14 protein-coding genes are annotated in these 17,816 nt (G+C 72.2%); 8 read left to right on the forward strand and 6 right to left on the reverse strand.

Annotation, left to right across the window (positions count from 1 at the left end; all coding sequences use genetic code 11):
• Positions 1–46 precede the first annotated feature (46 nt).
• The gene (locus tag J2S42_RS30010) at positions 47–1,093 is read left to right on the forward strand and encodes a LacI family DNA-binding transcriptional regulator (RefSeq protein WP_307244466.1); all 1,047 of its coding nucleotides are present in this window, start codon (positions 47–49) and stop codon (positions 1,091–1,093) included.
• 123 nt (positions 1,094–1,216) lie between these two features.
• Positions 1,217–1,939, forward strand: coding sequence for an ACT domain-containing protein (locus J2S42_RS30015; RefSeq protein WP_307244468.1), 723 nt, complete (start codon positions 1,217–1,219; stop codon positions 1,937–1,939).
• 154 nt (positions 1,940–2,093) lie between these two features.
• Here J2S42_RS30015 and J2S42_RS30020 read toward each other — a convergent pair whose 3' ends face one another.
• The gene (locus tag J2S42_RS30020; protein ID WP_307244470.1) at positions 2,094–2,417 is read right to left on the reverse strand and encodes a YrhB domain-containing protein; all 324 of its coding nucleotides are present in this window, start codon (positions 2,415–2,417) and stop codon (positions 2,094–2,096) included.
• 11 nt (positions 2,418–2,428) lie between these two features.
• Positions 2,429–5,149, reverse strand: a complete 2,721-nt coding sequence (locus J2S42_RS30025) for a toxin glutamine deamidase domain-containing protein (RefSeq protein ID WP_307244471.1) — start codon at positions 5,147–5,149, stop codon at positions 2,429–2,431.
• A 145-nt stretch (positions 5,150–5,294) separates the two neighbouring features.
• On the opposite strand from J2S42_RS30025, the gene J2S42_RS30030 reads away from it, so the two are divergent.
• Genes J2S42_RS30030 through J2S42_RS30040 form a run of 3 tightly spaced genes read left to right on the forward strand, consistent with a single transcriptional unit; the run spans position 5,295 to position 6,494 of the window.
• Positions 5,295–5,594 (forward strand): hypothetical protein, encoded by a 300-nt coding sequence (locus J2S42_RS30030; protein ID WP_307244473.1) that lies wholly within the window; start codon positions 5,295–5,297, stop codon positions 5,592–5,594.
• Positions 5,594–6,196 (forward strand): hypothetical protein, encoded by a 603-nt coding sequence (locus J2S42_RS30035; RefSeq protein ID WP_307244474.1) that lies wholly within the window; start codon positions 5,594–5,596, stop codon positions 6,194–6,196. Before J2S42_RS30030 ends, J2S42_RS30035 begins: the two co-directional genes overlap by 1 nt.
• Position 6,197: 1 nt before the next feature.
• Complete coding sequence (locus tag J2S42_RS30040; protein ID WP_307244476.1) at positions 6,198–6,494, forward strand: WXG100 family type VII secretion target; 297 nt, start codon at positions 6,198–6,200, stop codon at positions 6,492–6,494.
• A 480-nt stretch (positions 6,495–6,974) separates the two neighbouring features.
• Here the strand turns inward: J2S42_RS30040 and J2S42_RS30045 are convergent, their stop codons facing one another.
• The gene (locus tag J2S42_RS30045; protein WP_307244478.1) at positions 6,975–11,210 is read right to left on the reverse strand and encodes a type VII secretion EssC family protein; all 4,236 of its coding nucleotides are present in this window, start codon (positions 11,208–11,210) and stop codon (positions 6,975–6,977) included.
• Positions 11,211–11,474: 264 nt separating this feature from the next.
• Between J2S42_RS30045 and J2S42_RS30050 the strand changes: the two genes are divergently transcribed.
• From J2S42_RS30050 to J2S42_RS30060, 3 genes are all read left to right on the forward strand, one after another.
• Positions 11,475–13,127, forward strand: a complete 1,653-nt coding sequence (locus J2S42_RS30050; RefSeq protein ID WP_307244480.1) for a hypothetical protein — start codon at positions 11,475–11,477, stop codon at positions 13,125–13,127.
• A 123-nt stretch (positions 13,128–13,250) separates the two neighbouring features.
• A complete protein-coding gene (locus J2S42_RS30055; RefSeq protein WP_307244482.1) occupies positions 13,251–14,249 on the forward strand; it encodes a GNAT family N-acetyltransferase in 999 nt (332 codons plus the stop codon).
• Positions 14,250–15,742: 1,493 nt separating this feature from the next.
• Positions 15,743–15,946, forward strand: coding sequence for a DUF3072 domain-containing protein (locus J2S42_RS30060; RefSeq protein WP_307244484.1), 204 nt, complete (start codon positions 15,743–15,745; stop codon positions 15,944–15,946).
• On the opposite strand, the gene J2S42_RS30065 is transcribed toward J2S42_RS30060, so the two are convergent.
• The 3 genes from J2S42_RS30065 to bioB all read right to left on the reverse strand — a co-directional run bounded on the left by J2S42_RS30065 (position 15,939) and on the right by bioB (position 17,778).
• Positions 15,939–16,493, reverse strand: a complete 555-nt coding sequence (locus J2S42_RS30065) for a GNAT family N-acetyltransferase (protein ID WP_307244486.1) — start codon at positions 16,491–16,493, stop codon at positions 15,939–15,941. The two genes, J2S42_RS30060 and J2S42_RS30065, sit on opposite strands and share 8 nt — an antisense overlap.
• On the reverse strand, positions 16,490–16,675 hold the full coding sequence (gene bsaP, locus J2S42_RS30070; RefSeq protein WP_307244488.1) for a biotin synthase auxiliary protein BsaP: 186 nt from the start codon (positions 16,673–16,675) through the stop codon (positions 16,490–16,492). The genes J2S42_RS30065 and bsaP overlap by 4 nt, the downstream gene beginning before the upstream one ends.
• Before the next feature lie 107 nt (positions 16,676–16,782).
• On the reverse strand, positions 16,783–17,778 hold the full coding sequence (gene bioB / locus J2S42_RS30075) for a biotin synthase BioB (RefSeq protein ID WP_307244489.1): 996 nt from the start codon (positions 17,776–17,778) through the stop codon (positions 16,783–16,785).
• Positions 17,779–17,816 lie beyond the last annotated feature (38 nt).

Genomic DNA, 17,816 nt, shown 5'->3' on the forward strand with positions numbered 1-17,816 from the left:
AGCGGGGCGTGCCCATGCCGGCACGCCCCCGGCCCTTGGAGCAGACATGACTACCCAGCGCACGCGGTCGCTCGGCCGGCCCACCCTCGACGCCGTGGCCGCGCGGGCGGGGGTCGGCCGCGGCACCGTGTCCCGCGTGGTCAACGGGTCTCCGCAGGTCAGCCCGGAGGCGCGCGCTGCCGTGCAGGCCGCGATCGACGAGCTGGGCTACGTGCCGAACCGGGCGGCCCGCGCGCTGGTCACCCAGCGAACCGACTCGGTGGCGCTGGTCGTGTCCGAGTCCGGTGACCGAGTGTTCGGCGAGCCGTTCTTCGCCGGCATCGTCCGCGGCATCAGCTCCGGTCTGCTCGAGACGCAGATGCAGCTCTGGCTGGCCATGGCGCAGTCGCCGGCCGAGCGCGAGCGGGTCGAGCACCACCTCACCAACCAGCATGTGGACGGCGTCCTGCTGCTCTCGCTGCACGACTCCGACCCGCTGCCGACGCTGCTCGAACAGCGCAACCTGCCGGCCGTGCTGGGCGGGCGCCCGGCGCGCATGCTCCAGCCGGGCGCGCAGGCGGCGTACTTCGTGGACGTGGACAACGCCGGCGGCGCGCGGCTGGCCACGGAATACCTGATCGCGGGCGGCCGGCAGCGGGTCGCCACCATCGCCGGCCCGCAGGACATGGGCGTGGGCGTGGCCCGGCTCGCCGGCTACCGCGAGGCGGTGCGGCTCAGCGGGCGGGCGCCGGCCGAGGACCTGATCGCGTACGGTGACTTCTCCGAGGGCAGCGGCACCGCGGCCATGCGCCGGTTGCTCGAGCTGGCGCCGGACCTGGACGCGGTCTTCGTCGCGTCCGACCTGATGGCCTGCGGTGCGCTGCGCGCGCTGCGCGAGGCCGGCCGCCGGGTGCCGGCCGACGTGGCCGTGGTCGGCTTTGAGGACTCGCCGATCGCGCGCCAGGCCGACCCGCCGCTGACCACCGTCTACCAGCCGGTCGAGGAGATGGGCCGGCAGATGGCCCGGCTACTGGTCGCGCGCATCCGCCGGGAGCCGATGGAGCGGCCGTACGTGCTGCTCGACACGCACATGGTGCCGCGGGCCTCGGCGTAACCGGTCCCACCTGCATTTTTATGCACGGACACGGGTAGGCAACGATCGCGAAACGGACACCCCTCACACTGGTCCGGTAAGCCAGTGTTTCTCTGCTGTTCGCCGGGGCCGAGGGGAGCGTCAATGTTGCTGCGGGTACGGGTCACGCTTCCGGACCGCCCCGGCGCGCTGGGCCAGGTGGCACGCACGCTCGGCGTGGCCGGTGCCGATATCGTCCAGGTCGTGGTGCTGGAGCGACTCGGTGGCCGCGCCGTCGACGACTTCACCGTCGTCTGGCCCGGCGCCGCGCGCGTCGAGCGCCTGATGGCCGGCCTGGCCGCGATCCCGGGCGTGCAGGTCGACGGCGTCTGGCGTGCGATCGGCGCCCCGGTCGCCGGCGGGCACGACGCGGAGCTGCTCGCCCAGGTAGCGGCGAACCCGGCGGACGGTCTCGCCACGCTGGTCGACGCGGTCCCCGGCCTGCTCGCCGCGGACTGGGCCGCGGCCGCCATGGTGCCGGCCGACTGGGCGTCCCGCGCCGCCGCACCACGCACCGCGGGCGCCGAGGACGAGGCCGGCCGAGAGCCGGACGTCGCCTACGCCAGCTGGCGCGCGCCGGAACCGCCGCGCCTGCCCGAGGTCACGCCGCTGCGCGCCCGGTCCCTGACCGGTCCGGACGGCACCCGTTACGCGGTGGCGCCGTTCGGCCGTGCCGGCCTGGTGCTGGTGGTGGCGCGCACGGACGGCGACAACCTGTCCGCCGCGTCCTTCCACGTCACCGAGGTCGACCGGATCTCGCAGCTGGTCCGCGCGGCCGCGGTCATCCTCGGCGACCGCCTCGACCTAATCACCCCGCAGACGGTCTAGCCGTGGATCCGCCCGGCGTGCGGGGGCGGATCCACGGCACTTCCCGCATCGAGGCCGGCAACGCGTACCGGTGCGGCTCCGATCCTCCCGGATGAAGTCTCCGGGAGAATCGCCTCCTGGCTCCTGAGCCGTCGATGGTGCGAACGGCGACGGCTCAGGAGAACGGGGACGAGCGCGGGACCGGCAGCGGGGCGAGGCCGTGTTGTGCCGCGTAGATGTTGAGCCACTGTTCCAGGGGCGGTGCGGAGTTGGCGATCCAGACGTCGCTGCCGTCCTTGAGCACGATGATCGGGCCGGCCGGCACCAGGTCGGAGAAGGCGTTCGTCCGCAGGTAGCGCACGGAGTTGTAGGAGAACGCCCACGCCCACGGGAACTCGCGCGGCGATTCCGGGTCGGTGAGTACCAGGGGCGTGGCCGGGTCCTCGATCTCGCGGACCCGGGCCTCGGCGAGCGTCCGCGCCTGACTGACGTCGATCATCCTGCTCCTCGTCACGGGATACGGGTGAACCAGAGCTCGCTGCCCTGGCTGGTGAGCGGCGGCAGGTATCCCAGTCTGCCGGTCTGCCCGTCGACGAACATGATCCGCCCGTCCCGGTTCCAGACGTTCATGACGTGGCCGTCGGTGGTGCCGCCGATCTTGTAGCCGATGATGCCGACCGTGCCGGGTGGCGAGGCCGCCATGTCCGCCACCACCCGGCCGTAGTCCGCGCCCGGTACCTGGTGGAACGTCATGCCGGGGTAGTTCGCCTCGATCGTGGACAGCGGCCGGGTGGCCGGGATCTTGTGTGCCACGGTGACGGTGTCGTGCTTGATGTAGTCGTCGACGCGCTGCACGCAGATCGTGCAGTTGACGTCCGTCGGCACCTTGTTGACGTTGATCTGGTCGAGCTTCGGCAGGTTCTTCTCGATCACCGTGCCGAGGTCGCCGGGCAAGCCGTACGGGGAGCCCTCGTGCAGCACCTTGACGTTGCCGACGTTCTCGCCGAGCGCGTCCAGCATCTGGTGGTTGAGATGCGTGTTCGCGGCGTCGAACTGGAGGTCTAGGTCCTTCGTGAACGCGTTGATCTCGGCCAGTTCGGCGGCCTGATGGGTCTGGAGGCTGTTCGCCAGGTCCAGGTTCTTGGTGATGTCGGCCTGGGCCTCCGCGGCCTTGACGTCGGCGAGACGGGTGTTCTCGATCCCGGTGGTCACGTTCTGGAGGTCCAGGTCGCGCTGCGCCTCCAGGTTCTTGGTGAGCGCCGCGACGTCCGCCGTGACGCCGTCCGCGGACGCCTTCTCCGCGAGCCTGATCTCGTCGAGCCGCTGGACGTCCAGCTCCCGGATCGCAGCGGCCTGGTCATCGGCGAGCTTCGTGGCGGTGTCCGTCCGCAGCGTGCCGAGGTCGGTGGCCAGGTCGGCCTGCAGATTCGCCTTCTCCGTGGTGAGCCGGCTGTACTCCAGGTCCAGGTGCTTCATCGCATCGCCGTAGACGGCCTGGAAGCGTGCCGGGTCGGCCTGCGCGGCCGGCGACTGCGCGACCGTCTTGATCTCGTCGGCCTGGTCGGTGATCCGCTTGAGGTCCGCGTCGATCGGGTCGATCCGCCCGGCGTACGAGTTCTGGACGGCCAGCTCGTCAGCGTGGAGTTTGCTGTCCGAGGCGTTCCTGAGCTCGTCCGGTCTCGTGGTGCGCAGCCCGTCGAACCGCATGTCGATGTCGTTCTTCGCGATGCTCAGATCCGCAGCGGCGTCGATCTTGACGCGGTCGGACTGCGCCGCCAGGCCGGTCGTGAAGTCGTTCTCGATCCGCAGCTTCTCCGCGTTCAGCTTCGCTGCCGCGTCCGTGTTGATCTTGTTGATGGCGAGCTGGAGGTCGGCCTTGCTCGCCTGTTCGATCCGCAGCGTGTCCGCGTTGACCCGGTTGGCGAAATCGTTCCTGATCGCCTGGAGGTGCGCGGTCTCGGTCTGGGTCCGGACCGCGGCCAGGTCGTCGAAGTGCTGCTTGAACGTCTTGCCCGGGGTGACCGTGACCGGCGGCAGCTTCGGGACCGGCAGCGCGCCGAAGCCGCCGCTCGTGAGCCCGGCCGGGATGTAGTCGCCGACCTTGCCGGTGTCGATCGCGCCGGTCACGACCCGGTTGACGTTCTTCAGACCGGCCAGCGCCGCGGCCGAGCCGTCGCCGAGCGCCTTGACGATGGTGAGCGCGCCGGCGCCGGCCGCCTTGACGACGGTGACCATGTCCTTGGCCATGGTCTTCATGCCCTGCAGCGCGGCCTTGCCGATCTCCTTCATGCCGCCGGCCTTGTAGAGCGCGGACAGCTTGGAGAGCGAGGTGAGACCTTTGACGCCGGGGATCACGCCGAGGATGCCGAGGACGAGGTCCATCACGGAGCCCTTGCCCTGGCTGAAGTCGACGATGGCTTTGATGAGCAGGATCGCGCCGGCGGCCAGCGCGATCCAGGCGAGGGGTCCGCCGATGATCATGCCGATGATGCCGGCGACGAGGGCGACCCATTGGGCGACCTCGCAGATGATGTTCCAGATCTCCTTGAACGCGTCGCCGAGTTTCTGCCAGAAGTTCCGGGGCTGGATGCCGGCGTCGGAGGCGTCCTCGATCTGCCGCACGCACGTGTTCGAGGCGCTGTCGCGCATCTGCTTGGCCTGCATGGCGAGCTGTTTCGCGAGGTCGAGCTCGCTCTGCGCGCCGTCGACCCGGTCCTGTGCCGCGTTTCGCTTGGCCTGGGCGGCGCCGGCGTCGCGTACCGCGGCTGCGACCTGGTCCGGATCCGGTCTGACGGTTTCGGCCCGGGCGGCCTCGGCGGCCTTCGCGGCGCCGGTGAAGTCGGCCTCGGCGATGGACAGCGCGCCCTTGAGCGAGGTCAGCTTCTCCGCCGCGATCCGGCCGTCGGCGAGGGCGCGGTCGGCCTGGGCCTGGGTGCGTTCCAGTTCCGGGGCGAAGGCCTCGAGCGCGTCACCGGCCATCAGATGTGAGCGGTAGAGCTTGTTGACCTGGTTCGGGAAGTCGCCGAACTGCTCCCGGAACGCGTCACCGGACTTGCCCACCCATGCCAGCAGCGCGCCGTCGCCCTGTAGTGACTCGACCGCGAGCCGGGCCCGGTTCGCGGTGTCGGCGAAGTCGTGGAACCGGGCGGCGAGCTGCCGCACTCGCGCCGGGTCGCCGGGTGTGGGGTCACCGTCCATGTCCAGGACGTGCCAGTCCGTCGGCCGTGTCATCCGCTCCCCAGGTCCGGTGGTGACTGTACGTATAGTGGGGCGCCAACGGTACCTTCGGGTACCGTCGGGGTCAACGTTGAGCATGATCTTGCGCGTGCCGCGTAGGCTCGCCATCGCCCGGCGACACGGATAGAGATAGGTACCTATGGCATCCGACCGTTTGACAGTCAATCTGGACGGATTGACGGACTTCGCCAATCAGCTGGAGACGATCCGCGGCGGCATGGACTCCGCACGTTCGTGGATGAATGAGTTCTCCGGCGAGCTCGGCGGGCCCGATGTTGACGGCGCCATAAGTAACTTTGAGTCACATTGGCGCGACGGGCGCGGCCGGGTCGACAAGAACTGCGAACAACTGATCAAGATGGCGAACCAGGCGGTCGAGGCGATCCGCAAGGCCGACGACGACCTGCGCGACCAACTGCGCACCGACGGCGAGGCCTGATGTCCGCCGCCGGCTTCTCGATCACGATCCCGGACTCCTGGTTCGAGATCGAACTGCACCCGGACGCGCGTAACGCCGCCATCGGCTCGCTCGTCGAGGAGCGCCTGCGCGAGGTTCCTGAGCTGCGCGAACACCGGGCCGCGCTGGCCAGGGTGCTGCGCGAGACGGCCCGTCGCGCGTATGACAGCGGCGCCCGGTTCTGCGGCACGCTGGTCGCCGGCCTCGGCGGCGCGGTGATGACCGCTACCGTCACCGTGACGATCGTGGACGCGCCGAACGAGGACGCCGCGGTCGCGCAGTACCTGACGGCCGTACCGAAGCGCGGCCCCGACTCGATCTGGCGGCAGGTCGAGTCCACCGAACTGCCCGGCGCCGGCCGGGTGCCGCGCACGCGCGGCGTCGACGACGTGACGCTGCCCGACGGCGCCGGCTGGATCCGGTCGCTGGTCATGCAGACGTTCGTGCCGTTCCCGGGCCCGAACCCGGTCCGGGTCGCACTCATCACCGGCAGTTCCCCGTTGCTGGCACTGGAGTCGGAGCTGTTCGACGTCTTCGACGCCATCACCGGCACGTTCCGATTCATCACCGACCAGGAGGCTTGAGATGGCGAACGTCAATGTGACGTACCAGGAGATGCGTGACGCGGCCAACCGGCTCACGCGTGGCAAGGAGGAGATCTACAGCAAGCTCACCGAGCTGCAGAACATGGTGAACAACCTGGTCAACGGCGGTTACGTGACGGACGCCTCCTCCAAGCAGTTCGACGAGTCCTACCGCGAGTTCAACGACGGTGCCCAGAAGATGGCCGAGGGCCTGGAAGGCATGGGCAAGTACCTGACGGCGGCGGCCGACACGTTCCAGCAGGCGGACGACGAGCTGGCGAAGGCACTGCGCAAGTAGCTTTTTCGCAACGGGGGAGGGGCGGCCGTGGGTGGTCGCCCCTTTTTGCGTGGGCTGTCGAGTGCAGGGATCGCTACGAGCGGCATGCCTTATGTGCCCGCTTCCGGCGGGGCGAGGTCCGCATGCTCCCGCGGGCACCGGTCGTCGCTGGCGCTCCTCCCTGCACGATCCGTGGCCGCAAGGTCAAAGGCCGTGTTCAGGGCCCGGGTCGGGCGCTGTCGCGCCCGAGATCGCGGCGTATGAGTGCCCGGAGCCGGGCAGCCCGCAGCGGCTCCGGGAACGGCGGGCTTCGCCGATGCGGAACAGAGCAGCTGCGGAGACCGCCGGACGACTGGATGCCCGATGCGGCACGACGCCGGTCGGTGACAGAACGCCGGTGGAGCCCACCGGACGGCTGGATGCCGCGGCTGACCGCATGACGCCGGACGCCGGCGGCGCCGGAACGCCGGGTGCTGACCCGCGGATCGCGCCGGCCGGGTGTTACTCGGGGACCTGGACCGTGATCGGCTCGCCGTCGCCGAGGTGGAGGAGGGCTCGGCCGGGACGGATCGGCTGGCCGACCGAGGTGCGCTGGAGGCGGAGGCCGATCAAGTCGCCGTCGGTGCGGCTCTGTGGGGAGAGCAGTGCGCCGCGGCGGCTGCGGCGGGCGTCGACCAGCCAGCCGCTGAAGCCGACGCTCAGGTCCTCCGGGTCGCCCGCGTAGATCAGCGCGAGCCGGCGGGCCTCGCCGTTGCGGATCACGTCGCGCAGCTCGGCCGAGGCGGCGGCGTCGCGGAGCGCGGCGGCGTCGTCGACGACCAGCAGCGCGCGGCCGGTGACCTGTGCCAGCGCCGTGGTCAGCTCCTCGGACGTGACGTCGCCGCCGGTGAAGACCGCTATCACGCCGGGGTGTCCAGCCAGGTCGCGGACCGGGGACGTGCGCGGTGCCAGCACGATCACCTGCTGGCCGGCGTCCAGTGCGGACCGGGCCATTGCCACCAGCATGGTGCTGCGGCCGGACTTCGCCGGGCCGCCGACCGCGAACGACGGCACGCCGGACGCCAGATCCGGGCCGAACGCGGTCAGCTCCTCACCGCCGACCCCGGCCAGCACCCATCCGGCCCCCGGATCAGCGCCGCTCCCGGTGCCCGTGCCGGCCCGCGGCAGGCGTGCGGCCTGGTCGTACGGGATCTGGCTGGGTACCTCGCCGAGCCGGAACGCGCGCCGGGACTGCGGGACGTCCGCGTCGCGGCCGGCGGCCCGACGGCCGATCTCGGTCAACGCGGCCGCCTGGGCCGCGCCGCTCGGGTCCGGGGCCAGCAGCGCTACCTGCACCTCGATGCCCGTCTCGGCGCGGAACGCGCGACCCGGCGCGGTGTTCTCCGGCAGGTTGCGCGGGTGCAGGCCGATCATGGCGAGGTCGCCGCGGTCGGCCAGCCGGAACGCCAGCTTGTCCTCGGTGAGCGTGGCGATCCGGCCGCTGAGCACGGACCGGTCGCCGGTGATCACCACGTGCACGCCGACGCTGGCGCCCTCGCGCAGGAACGTGAAGATCTGATCGGTCAGCGTGCCCGCGTCCAGTTCGCCGAGCGAGCTGAGGAAGCCCTCCCAGCGGTCCAGCAGCAGCACGATGTGCGAGAGCGGCTCAGCCGAGGCGCGGCGCTGCTCCGTCACGTCCGCGAAGCCGCCCACGGCCAGTACGGCCTGGCGGCGGCGGATCTCCTCGCCGAGGCGGCCGATCAGCCGGACCGCGCGTTCCACCTCGGTGCGTTGCACCACCGCGCCGGTGTGCGGCAGGTGCGCCATCGGCAGCAGCGCGCCGTTGCCGCAGTCCAGGCCGTAGAGGTGCACGTCGGCGGCGGAGTGCGTGCGGGCCAGCGCGCCGGCAAGCGTGCGCAGCAGCTGTGACCGGCCGGTGCGCGGCGCGCCGGCCACGATCAGGTGGCCGAACGTGTCCAGGCGCAGCGCCGCGGTCCGCTGTTGCTGCTGCTTGGGCAGGTCCTCGACGCCGTACGGGACCGTGCCCGGCTCCGCGGTCAGCGCTTCCAGCAGCACCGACTCCGGCAGCGGCGCCAGCCACGGGCTGTGCTGCTCCGGTACACCGGCCAGCCGCGCCGCGCCGCGCAGCGCCTCGACCAGCACCTGCAGGTCGGTGACCTCGTCCTGCACCGCGGTGTTCCGGGCGGCCGGTGCGGTCTCGATCGGCCGGGCCAGGTCGGCCCAGTCCAGCACGCGCATCTCCGGCGGCGGGACCGTGTTCGCGGCGGTGCCGTCCGTGCCGGGGCGGCGCCCGCCGACCCGTCCGGCCTGGAACGGCACCAGCGAGGCGTGGCCGAGCCGGACGTACGCCCGGCCGGGTGTGCTCTTCGCGATCCGGGCCGCGTCCGGCGCGTTCAGCACGTCCTGGCTCTCGGCCGCGTCGGTGACCCGCAGCGCGATCCGCAGGTTCGTGTTCGCCCGGATCTCCGGTGACACCACGCCGCTCGGCCGCTGCGTGGCCAGCAGCAGGTGGATGCCGAGCGACCGGCCCCGCTGGGCCACGTTGACCAGGCCGGTGACGAAGTCGGGCAACTCGCGGGCCATCGACGCGAACTCGTCGATCACGATCAACAGCCGCGGGAGTACGCCGCCGGCGCGCGTGTAGTCCTCGATGTCCTTGGCGCCGGCCGCGGCCAGGATGTGCTCGCGGCGGCGCAGCTCCGCGGAGAGCGACTCCAGCGCACGGCGGACCAGGTGCTCGTCCAGGTCGGTGACCATGCCGACGGTGTGCGGCAGCCGCACGCAGTCCCCGAACGCGCTGCCGCCCTTGTAGTCGACCAGCACGAACGTCATCGCGTCCGGCCGGTTCGCCATGGCCAGCGACGCCACGATGGTCTGCAGCAGCTCGGACTTGCCGGAGCCGGTGGTGCCGGCGATCAGGCCGTGCGGGCCGTCCCGGCGCAGGTCGATCTCGAACGCGCCGTCGAACGACTCGCCGACCACGGCCGCGGTGCTCGCGCCGCGCAGCGCCCAGCGGGCCACGATGTCGTCCGGCCGCGGCGGGTCCAGCGAGAGTACGTCCAGCAGCCGGCTCGCGCCGGGCAGCGCCGCGTCCTCCTCGTCGTCGCTGACGTCCCGGATCGGGGCCAGTGGCCGGGCGACCGCGGCGCACCAGGCCGGGGAGACGAAGTCCGGCCGCACGCCGAACAGCTCCTCCGCGCCGGTCCGCAAGATCCGCAGCGTGCCGCCCTCGACCACGGCCACGGCCTGGCACTCGGCCGGGAGCAGCCGCTCGTCCGCGTCCAGGCAGATCGCGTACACGCCGACCGCCGGGCCCTCGCGGAGCAGCTGGATCACGCCGGGCAGCGAGCGCAGCCGCCGCGAACCGTCCAGCACGACCAGCATGTCCGGCTCGCGGAAGCCGGCCTCGCCGGTCTCCTTGCGCACCACCAGCCGCGCCTCGATCAACTCCAGCAGGCTCGCCACCCGGCGGCCGACCGACTCCGCGTCCAGGCCGATCAGCACGGCCGGTGCGGACGGGCCGCCCGGCCGGGTGTGCGGCAGCCAGCGGATCCAGTCCCAGCTGTCCCGGCCGGCCGCGTCGGTGAGCACGGTGATCTGCACGTCGGCCGGGCTGTGCAGGACCGAGGTCTGCACCACGGCCCAGCGGCCGAGCGCGCGGGCGGTGTCACCCGGGCCGGCGAAGCCGATCACGCCGTGCTCGCGCAACGGCATGGTGACCGGTACGTCCGGGATGGACCAGTGCACCGTACGCCGGTGGTCGTCCTGTTCCGGGTCGTCGAGCGCCACCTCCGCGGGCTGGTCCCCGGTGCCGGCGCGGATCAGCAGGTGGTCGGTGTCCCGGCGGCGCCGCTCCCAGAGCCGCCGCCGCGGCCCGGTGGCGATCACCGCGATCAGGCCCGGGTCGGGCGCGGCCGTACGCCGGTCCGTCTTCTCGATCTCCAGCGCCGCGCGGGCGTCACGTTCGATCCGGTCCCTGGTCTCGACGTACTCGCGGCGCAGGTCGCCGAACGTCCGCTTGCCCTGCCGGCGGGTCCAGAGGTGGTTCGCGACCAGCGAGACCGGGCTGAGGAACGCCAGCAGCAGCATGGTCCGGTTGCCGGTGAGCAGCATCAGCGCGAGCGCGCCGATCAGCGGGACCAGCGCGATCAGCCACGGCAGCGGGTTGCGCGGCGGCTCCTTCGGCGGCGCGGGCAGCCGGAACCTGGTCTGCCGGCGCGGCGCGCGGATCCGCGGCGGGCGGTTGTAGTCCAGTCCGGCCTTGTCCGCGGACGGGGCCAGCGCGGCGTCCGGCCGGGTGTATTCGGCCAGCTCCAGCACGCTGTCGCCGACGTGCAGCAGCCGGCCCGGCTCCCACGCGACCGGCTCGGTCACCTCGTCGCCGTCCAGCCGGACCGGGGTGCCGCCGGCCGGCGCGACCCGACAGCGGGCCTGGACGTCCACGCTGACCGTGACCGCGGCGGGCGGCAGCGAGGGATCCGCGACCGGCACCCAGCAGCCCGGGTCGCGGCCGATGTCGCCGCTGCCGGCGCCGAGCCGGACGAACATGCCGGCCGCCGGTCCACCGGCGACCCGTACCTCAAGCAGGCCGGTCTGCTCCGGTGGCGGGCCGGCGGGCGCGCCGAGGCCGAGCACGGTGCCGTCCCGGAGACCGGACTCCGCGACCGTGGCGGCCGGGTGCAGCGGGCGGCCGTCGGCGAAGAGCGGAAGGTCGCCGCGCATGCGTGCGTCGCGCATCAGACGTTGCGCAGCGTAACCAACGGAGGCGACGGTTGCCTGTCCGTCGACGGTCAGAGACACGTGTGCTGCGTCGTTGTTCACAGCATCGACGACGGTGAGTATAAGCTGCACTGTGCCTCCGAGCGGGGATTTTTCGCACGGGTTTCGGCCCCGCGACGGTGCCATTCAATGTTGAGCGGGACGCGTGGATGGTGGGCACACGTTATCGCACCGCGTAAGGTGTCCGTGTTTTCAGTGATCTTCGCGCGAGGAAGTGGACCGATGTCCCGTCACCCTGTCCGGCGAGTCAGCACCGTGCTGCTGCCGCTGCTGCTCGCCGTCACGGTGGCCGGTCCGGCGCTCGCGGCTCCCGCGCCGGCGGTCCCGGTCGTCGCGGCCACCGCGTCTCCGTCCGTCGAGGACCGTGACCTGCTGAAGTGGTACCAGGTGCAGCCGAGCTTCAACGGTGAGCCGGAGTTCCTGCACGCGATCGCGGAGCGGCTGCTCGGCGACGGCAACCGGTACACCGAGATCTTCGAGCTGAACAAGGGCCGGGTGCAGGCGGACGGCACGGCGCTGGAGAAGCCGGAGGTGCTCGCGCCGGGCTGGGTGCTGTTCCTGCCGGCCGACGCGAACGGCGACGGCGTCGAGACCGGCCAGCTCTGGTACCGGGTGCAGGACAGCTTCAACGGCGAACCGGAGTTCCTGCACGCGATCGCGGAGCGGCTGCTCGGCGACGGCAACCGGTACACCGAGATCTTCGAGCTGAACAGGGGCCGTACCCAGCCGGACGGCACCGCGATGGAGGCGCCGGAGCGGGTCGCGCCCGGGTGGATCCTGGCGCTGCCCGCGGACGCGAAGGGCGAGGGGATCGGTGCGGGCCCGATGCCGGTGGGCGCGGCGGTGCCGTCCGCACCGGCCGGCACGGCCGCGGTGCAGGTCCCGGCCGCGGCGCCGACCGGTGGCTTCCCGGTGCTGCTCGTCGTGCTGATCGTGCTCACGGTCCTGCTCGTGGTGGGCGCGATCGTGGGCTTCCTGTTGTTCCGCAAGCGTGGTGCCGCGCCTGGCCCGGCCTCGGGCCGAACGGTCCACGGCGCCGGTAACGCCGGTGCCGGTAAGGCCGCTTTCGGCAGGGCCGCGAAGGGGCGACCGGACGTCGCGCCACCGGCCCGTACGTTCGACACCGCCGCCTCCTGGACCATCGACCGCGCGCTCAGCGTGCTGGTCGCGGCCGCCGGTGCGGCCGGTCGCCCGGTCCCGCCGGTCTACGGCGTCTCGCTGGACGAGCACCACATGTCGCTGCGCCTGGCCGCGCCGGACGTGGACACGGTGGAGCCGTGGGAGCCGGCCGAGAACGGCCGCGTCTGGCGGGCGCAGCTGCGCGACCTGCAGGCGCTGCCCGCGGTCACCGTCGGCAGCCCGACGCCGCGCCTGGTCACGCTCGGCACCGCGGGCGGCACCCGCGAGCTGATCGACCTCGGCCAGGCCACCGGCGTCATCAGCATCACCGGCGACGCCGCGGCCTCGCGCGCGCTGATCGGCGCGTGGGCGGAGGAGCTGACCGGCAGCCCGTGGTCCGGCACCGTACGCGTGGTCGCCGGTGACATTCGCCCGCACCTGGACGGCGGCGAGCGGCTGATGTCGCTGGGCAGCGTCCGGGACGCGATCACCGCGGCCGAGGGCGACCGTTCCGCGGACGCGTTCGCGCTGCGCGGCAACCCGTCCGGCGAGGGACCCGGCGTGCTCATCCTCGGCTCCGTGCCCGGCGCGAAGGACCTGGAGCGGGTGCAGGCGCTGCTCACCGGCCCGCACGCCACCTGGGTCGCGGTCGTGCTCGGCCAGACCCGCTACGACCGGTGGCGCTTCACCGTCGCGGCCGACGGCCGGCTGGACGCGGGTGCGCTCGGCCTCACGGTCTACACGAAGGGGCGCTGATTTTCCGCCGGACCGCCGTCCGGTGGACGTGATGAGGGGCACGCACCGAAGTTCGCGCTGAGCAATAGGTCAGTAACAGCAGCGTGCGACGCTGAGGTCTCGGCGGAAAGGAGCTGAGGCGTCGTGGGGCTGTGGCGAATCAGGGCGACGGTGGACGACCGTCCGGGCTACCTGTCCGTGCTCACCGCGAGCCTGGCGCTGAAGGCGGTGAACATCCTGGCCGTCCAGGTGCACACCACCGAGGGCGGCGCGGTGGACGACTTCCTGGTCGACGCGCCCGACGCGATGACCGAGCGCGACCTGCTCGCCGCCGTCGAGAAGGGCCGCGGCCGGGATCCTTGGATCGCACCGGCCGAGCCGCAGGCGCTGGCGGACGCACCGACCAGCGCGCTCGGTCTCGCGGCCCGGCTGGTCCGCGACCCGGACTCGCTGGGCGACGCGCTCGGCGGCATGCTCGGCGCCACCGAGGTCACCTGGCGGGCGGAGCTGCCGCGCACCACGCCGCCGACCCGGTTCGGGCTGGCCCGCTCCGCGATGCGGCTGGCCGACCCGGCCGGTGGCGTCTACGAGATCGTCCGGACCGAGCCGGCGTTCACGCCCGCGGAGTACGCGCGGGCGCAGGCGCTGGTCGAGGTGGCGGCCGCCGCGCTCCGCGCCGCCGAAGAGCCGGTCACGCTGCTGCTCCCGGACGGCGACGAGATCACGATCCGCCCGGCCCAGAGCGAGGATCTTCCCGCGGTACGGCGGATGCGCGCCTGCCGGCTGACCGCCGGACCGTCCCGGGTGCACCGGCTGATCCCGCACGGCATGGTCGCGCTCGCCGGCGAGCGGGTGATCGGCCTGGCCGGTCTGGTGCCGGAGGGCGACATAGCCGAGGTGGGCCTGCTGGTCGACGACGCCTGGCGCGGGCGCGGCATCGGCGCCACGCTGCTCCGCCGGCTGCTCGCGATGGCCGGACGCGCCGGGCTGGCCGCGCTGGTCGTGCACGTGCGGGCGCGCGAGGAGGCGATGCTCTCCACGCTGGAAAGCCTCGGCCCGGCCTCCGCGCTGGAGCGCGACGCCGGCCTGGTCACGGTCACCCTTCCGATCACCCCGACCCGGGCGGCCTCACCGGCGTCCTAGCCGGCGGTGCCGCGGCGCAGCCGCGTGATCTTCGCTCAGCTGCCGGTCCGTGGCCGCAAGCCCTCCACCGTCATCGCTTTGCTCTGCTTACCTGACCACCCGCCCTACCCAAGCACCGACATGTCCCTTGCACCCCCTCACCCCCCAGGCAGCCAGTCGATATACCTCGCAACCGGATTCGGCGCGAAGGCGCGACCCGGCCCGGAGGCGCGACCCGGCCTGGTACGGGCGCGCGCCGGGCACCACACGAACGCGCGAAGCGCAGCGTCGGGCCGCACTGCGCGACGCTGCGCGGTGGCTGCTTCGGAGCGTGCGTGAGGCCCGCGTCCGAAATGTCGGCATATCTCGCGCCGTCTTCGAGTGTCCGTGTTCGCGGGAATCCCGCCTGCCCGGCTGAGCGATCAATCAGTGGTGCAGAAAGGAGGTCAACTTCGATGTTTGATCTCCTTTTCGCTCCACTGATTGATCACTCAGCGCTGGCGATGCCGCCTTCGGGCCGGCCCGGCGGAGAGCCGCCGGGCGCCTCGCCCCGGATATGGCGATATTTCGGGCGTGGGGTACGGGCGGCCGCCGGCTCGGTCGTGCGGTGCGAGATGTGCACGCCGGTGCCGGCTGCTTCGATTCGCGCGAAGCGGCCACCACCACATCTGGATCTTCGATCCCCCACGGATGGAAGATCGCCCCGGGCATCGGCCCACCCGCGGCGGCGAGCGAATCACGAGCACCACGACCTGCACCGCCGGCATCAATGCGAGACCAGCGGCGCACGAAACACCCGCATCACGGCCGCGTTGGTTCGGGACCGGTGGCGTGCGAAGCGCGCGCGACCACCGAGAGTGCGGGCATGCGCTGCGGGCATCGGTCCGGGACTGATCGCATGCGAAGCACGCGACCAGGGGTCAGCGTGGGTGTGCGCTGCCGGTGTTGAGACAGGACCGGCAGGCAGGAGCGCCAGCGACGACCGGTACCCCTGCCACTCAACTTAAGTTGATCACGGGTCCTGACCTGGGTTTGACCACGTACACCACCGCGTCCGCTCCCTGCCCGCCGCACCGCACGGGACGGCATCTGCGCCGGCCAGGGACTCGCTGCCCCACCAGGTCCGCGTCGAGATCAAAATAAGCTGAGTGGCGTTGGACCGGTGCCCGCGGGAGCACGCGGAACTCCGCCACGCCGGAAGCGGGAAGATCGATTTCGATTTCCGGCTCTTCGTAACGCGTTACATGGGTGAGGGGACGGATGCGCCCACATCCGTCCCCTCGGTGTCCTCCACTACGCGTAGTCGCGCGCGGCTCCACGGACAGGAGCGAGTGTAATGCGTTCGGGCAAGGAATCGTGCCCGCCGATCGGCCGAACGGCGTGGCAGGGCTCACGGCGTAGTCCGGCCGCCGTCATACCGGCGGCACTCGACGGCGTGCGTCGAACATCGGTTTGACCAGCGTGCGGCCGGGTAGGGGTACAGGCGTTCGAGAAGATCGCGGAAGGGGCCCGGCATGACCGACCAGCAGCAGAATTCGGCGCAGAAGGACCCGGCGGACTGGACCACCGGTGACGAGCCGGCGACCGGACCGCAGGAGTCCTACCTGCACACGCTGGCGAACGAGGCCGGCGAGCCGGCGCCCGAGGGCCTGACCAAGGCGGAGGCGTCGCAGCGGATCGACGAGCTGCAGCAGAAGACCGGGCGCGGCGTCAGCTGAGCTCCTCCGCCAGGAGGTCCATCAGCAGGCCGTCGTGCCAGGAGCCGTCGGGGGACCGCTCGTACCGGCGCATCACGCCGACCGGGCGGAACCCGGCCTTGGCATAACACCGGATCGCGGCCGTGTTCGCGGCGGCCGGATCGATCACCAGCCGGTGGTGGCCGTGCGCGTCGACCAGGTGCCGGGCCAGCGTGCGGATCGCGTCCGGGCCGAGGCCACGGCCGCGCACGGCCGGGTCGAGGAAGATGTCGATGCCGGCGTGCCGGTACATCGGGTCCGTCTCCTCATGCCACTGGATCATGCCGGTCACCGTGCCGTCGACCACGATCGCGAACGTCGGCGTCTCCGCGTCCAGGTGGTCGTCGGTGACCTCGGCGGCCAGGTCGTCCCCGCCACCCCACCAGCGCCGCACGTCCGGGTGGCGGCGGATCGCGGCCAGCGCCGGGATGTCCGCCGCCTCGGTCGGGCGCAGCAGCACCGTCGCGCCGTGCAGCACGGCCGCGCAGGACGGACCGCAGAGGGCGCCGGGCGCCGCGATGACGTTCATCCCGCCATCATGCGCGTTCCGTGCTCCGCGCACACCGCGCTCCAGCCGGACGGGAGGACCTGCACCTTCATCCTGCGCCGGCAGTCCGGGCAGAACCGCGGCGGCTCCAGCCGGCGGGCCGCCGCGCACGCGGTGTGGTCTGCGCCGGACAGCGCCTCACCGCACCGGTCGCACCAGGTCATCGGCACCTCACTGCGGTTTCGGACGGGACGGGCGGGTCTTCGGCGGGTGCGCGCCGGGCGGGCGGGTGGTGCCCGGGCGCGGGTTCGGCGGGCGCGGTCTCAAGCTGTCACAGGGTCGCGGACAGCGCCTTGACCGGCATGCTCAGCTCGTTCAGCAGCTCCAGGTCCGCGGTGGCCGGACGGCCGAGCGTGGTCAGGTAGTTGCCGACGATCACCGCGTTGATACCGCCGAGCAGGCCGTCGCGCGTGCCGAGGTCGCCGAGCGTGATCTCGCGACCACCTGCGTACCGCAGGATCGTCCTCGGCATCGCCAGCCGGAACGCCGCGATCGCCCGCAGCGCGTCCCGCGGCGCCAGCACCGGCTGGTCGGCCAGCGGCGTCCCCGGGCGCGGGTTCAGGAAGTTCAGCGGCACCTCGTGCGGGTCGAGCGAGGCCAGCTGCGCCGCGAACTCGGCCCGCTGCGCCACGCTCTCGCCCAGGCCGATGATGCCGCCGCAGCAGACCTCCATGCCGGACTCACGCACCATCCGCAGCGTCTCCCAGCGCTCCTCCCAGGAGTGCGTGGACACCACGTTCGGGAAGTACGACCGGCAGGTCTCCAGGTTGTGGTTGTAGCGGTGCACGCCCATCTCGACGAGCTCGTCGACCTGCTCCTGGGTGAGCATGCCGAGCGACGCGGCGACCTGGATGTCCACCGCCGCCCGGATCGCGGCGACGCCCTCGCGCATCTGCTTCATCAGCCGCGCGTCCGGCCCGCGCACCGCGGCCACGATGCAGAACTCGGTCGCGCCGGTCGCCGCGGTCTGCTTCGCGGCCTCGACCAGCTGCGGGATGTCCAGCCACACCGCGCGCACCGGCGAGGTGAACAGGCCGGACTGCGAGCAGAAATGACAGTCCTCCGGGCAGCCACCGGTCTTCAGCGAGACGATGCCCTCGACCTCGACCTCCGGCCCGCACCAGCGCATGCGCACCTCGTGGGCGAGCTGCAGCGCGGCGGGGAGGTCCTCGTCCGGCAGGGTCAGCACCTCGAGGATGTCGCTCTCGCCGAGCCCGATGCCGTTCTCCAGCACCTGGGTCCGGGCGCGATCGAGGATGTCAGCCATGGTCCGTACCCTACAAGGCGGTTTGGTGATGACTCACA

This window comes from Catenuloplanes indicus (genome assembly GCF_030813715.1).
GTDB classification, from domain to species: Bacteria; Actinomycetota; Actinomycetes; order Mycobacteriales; family Micromonosporaceae; genus Catenuloplanes; species Catenuloplanes indicus.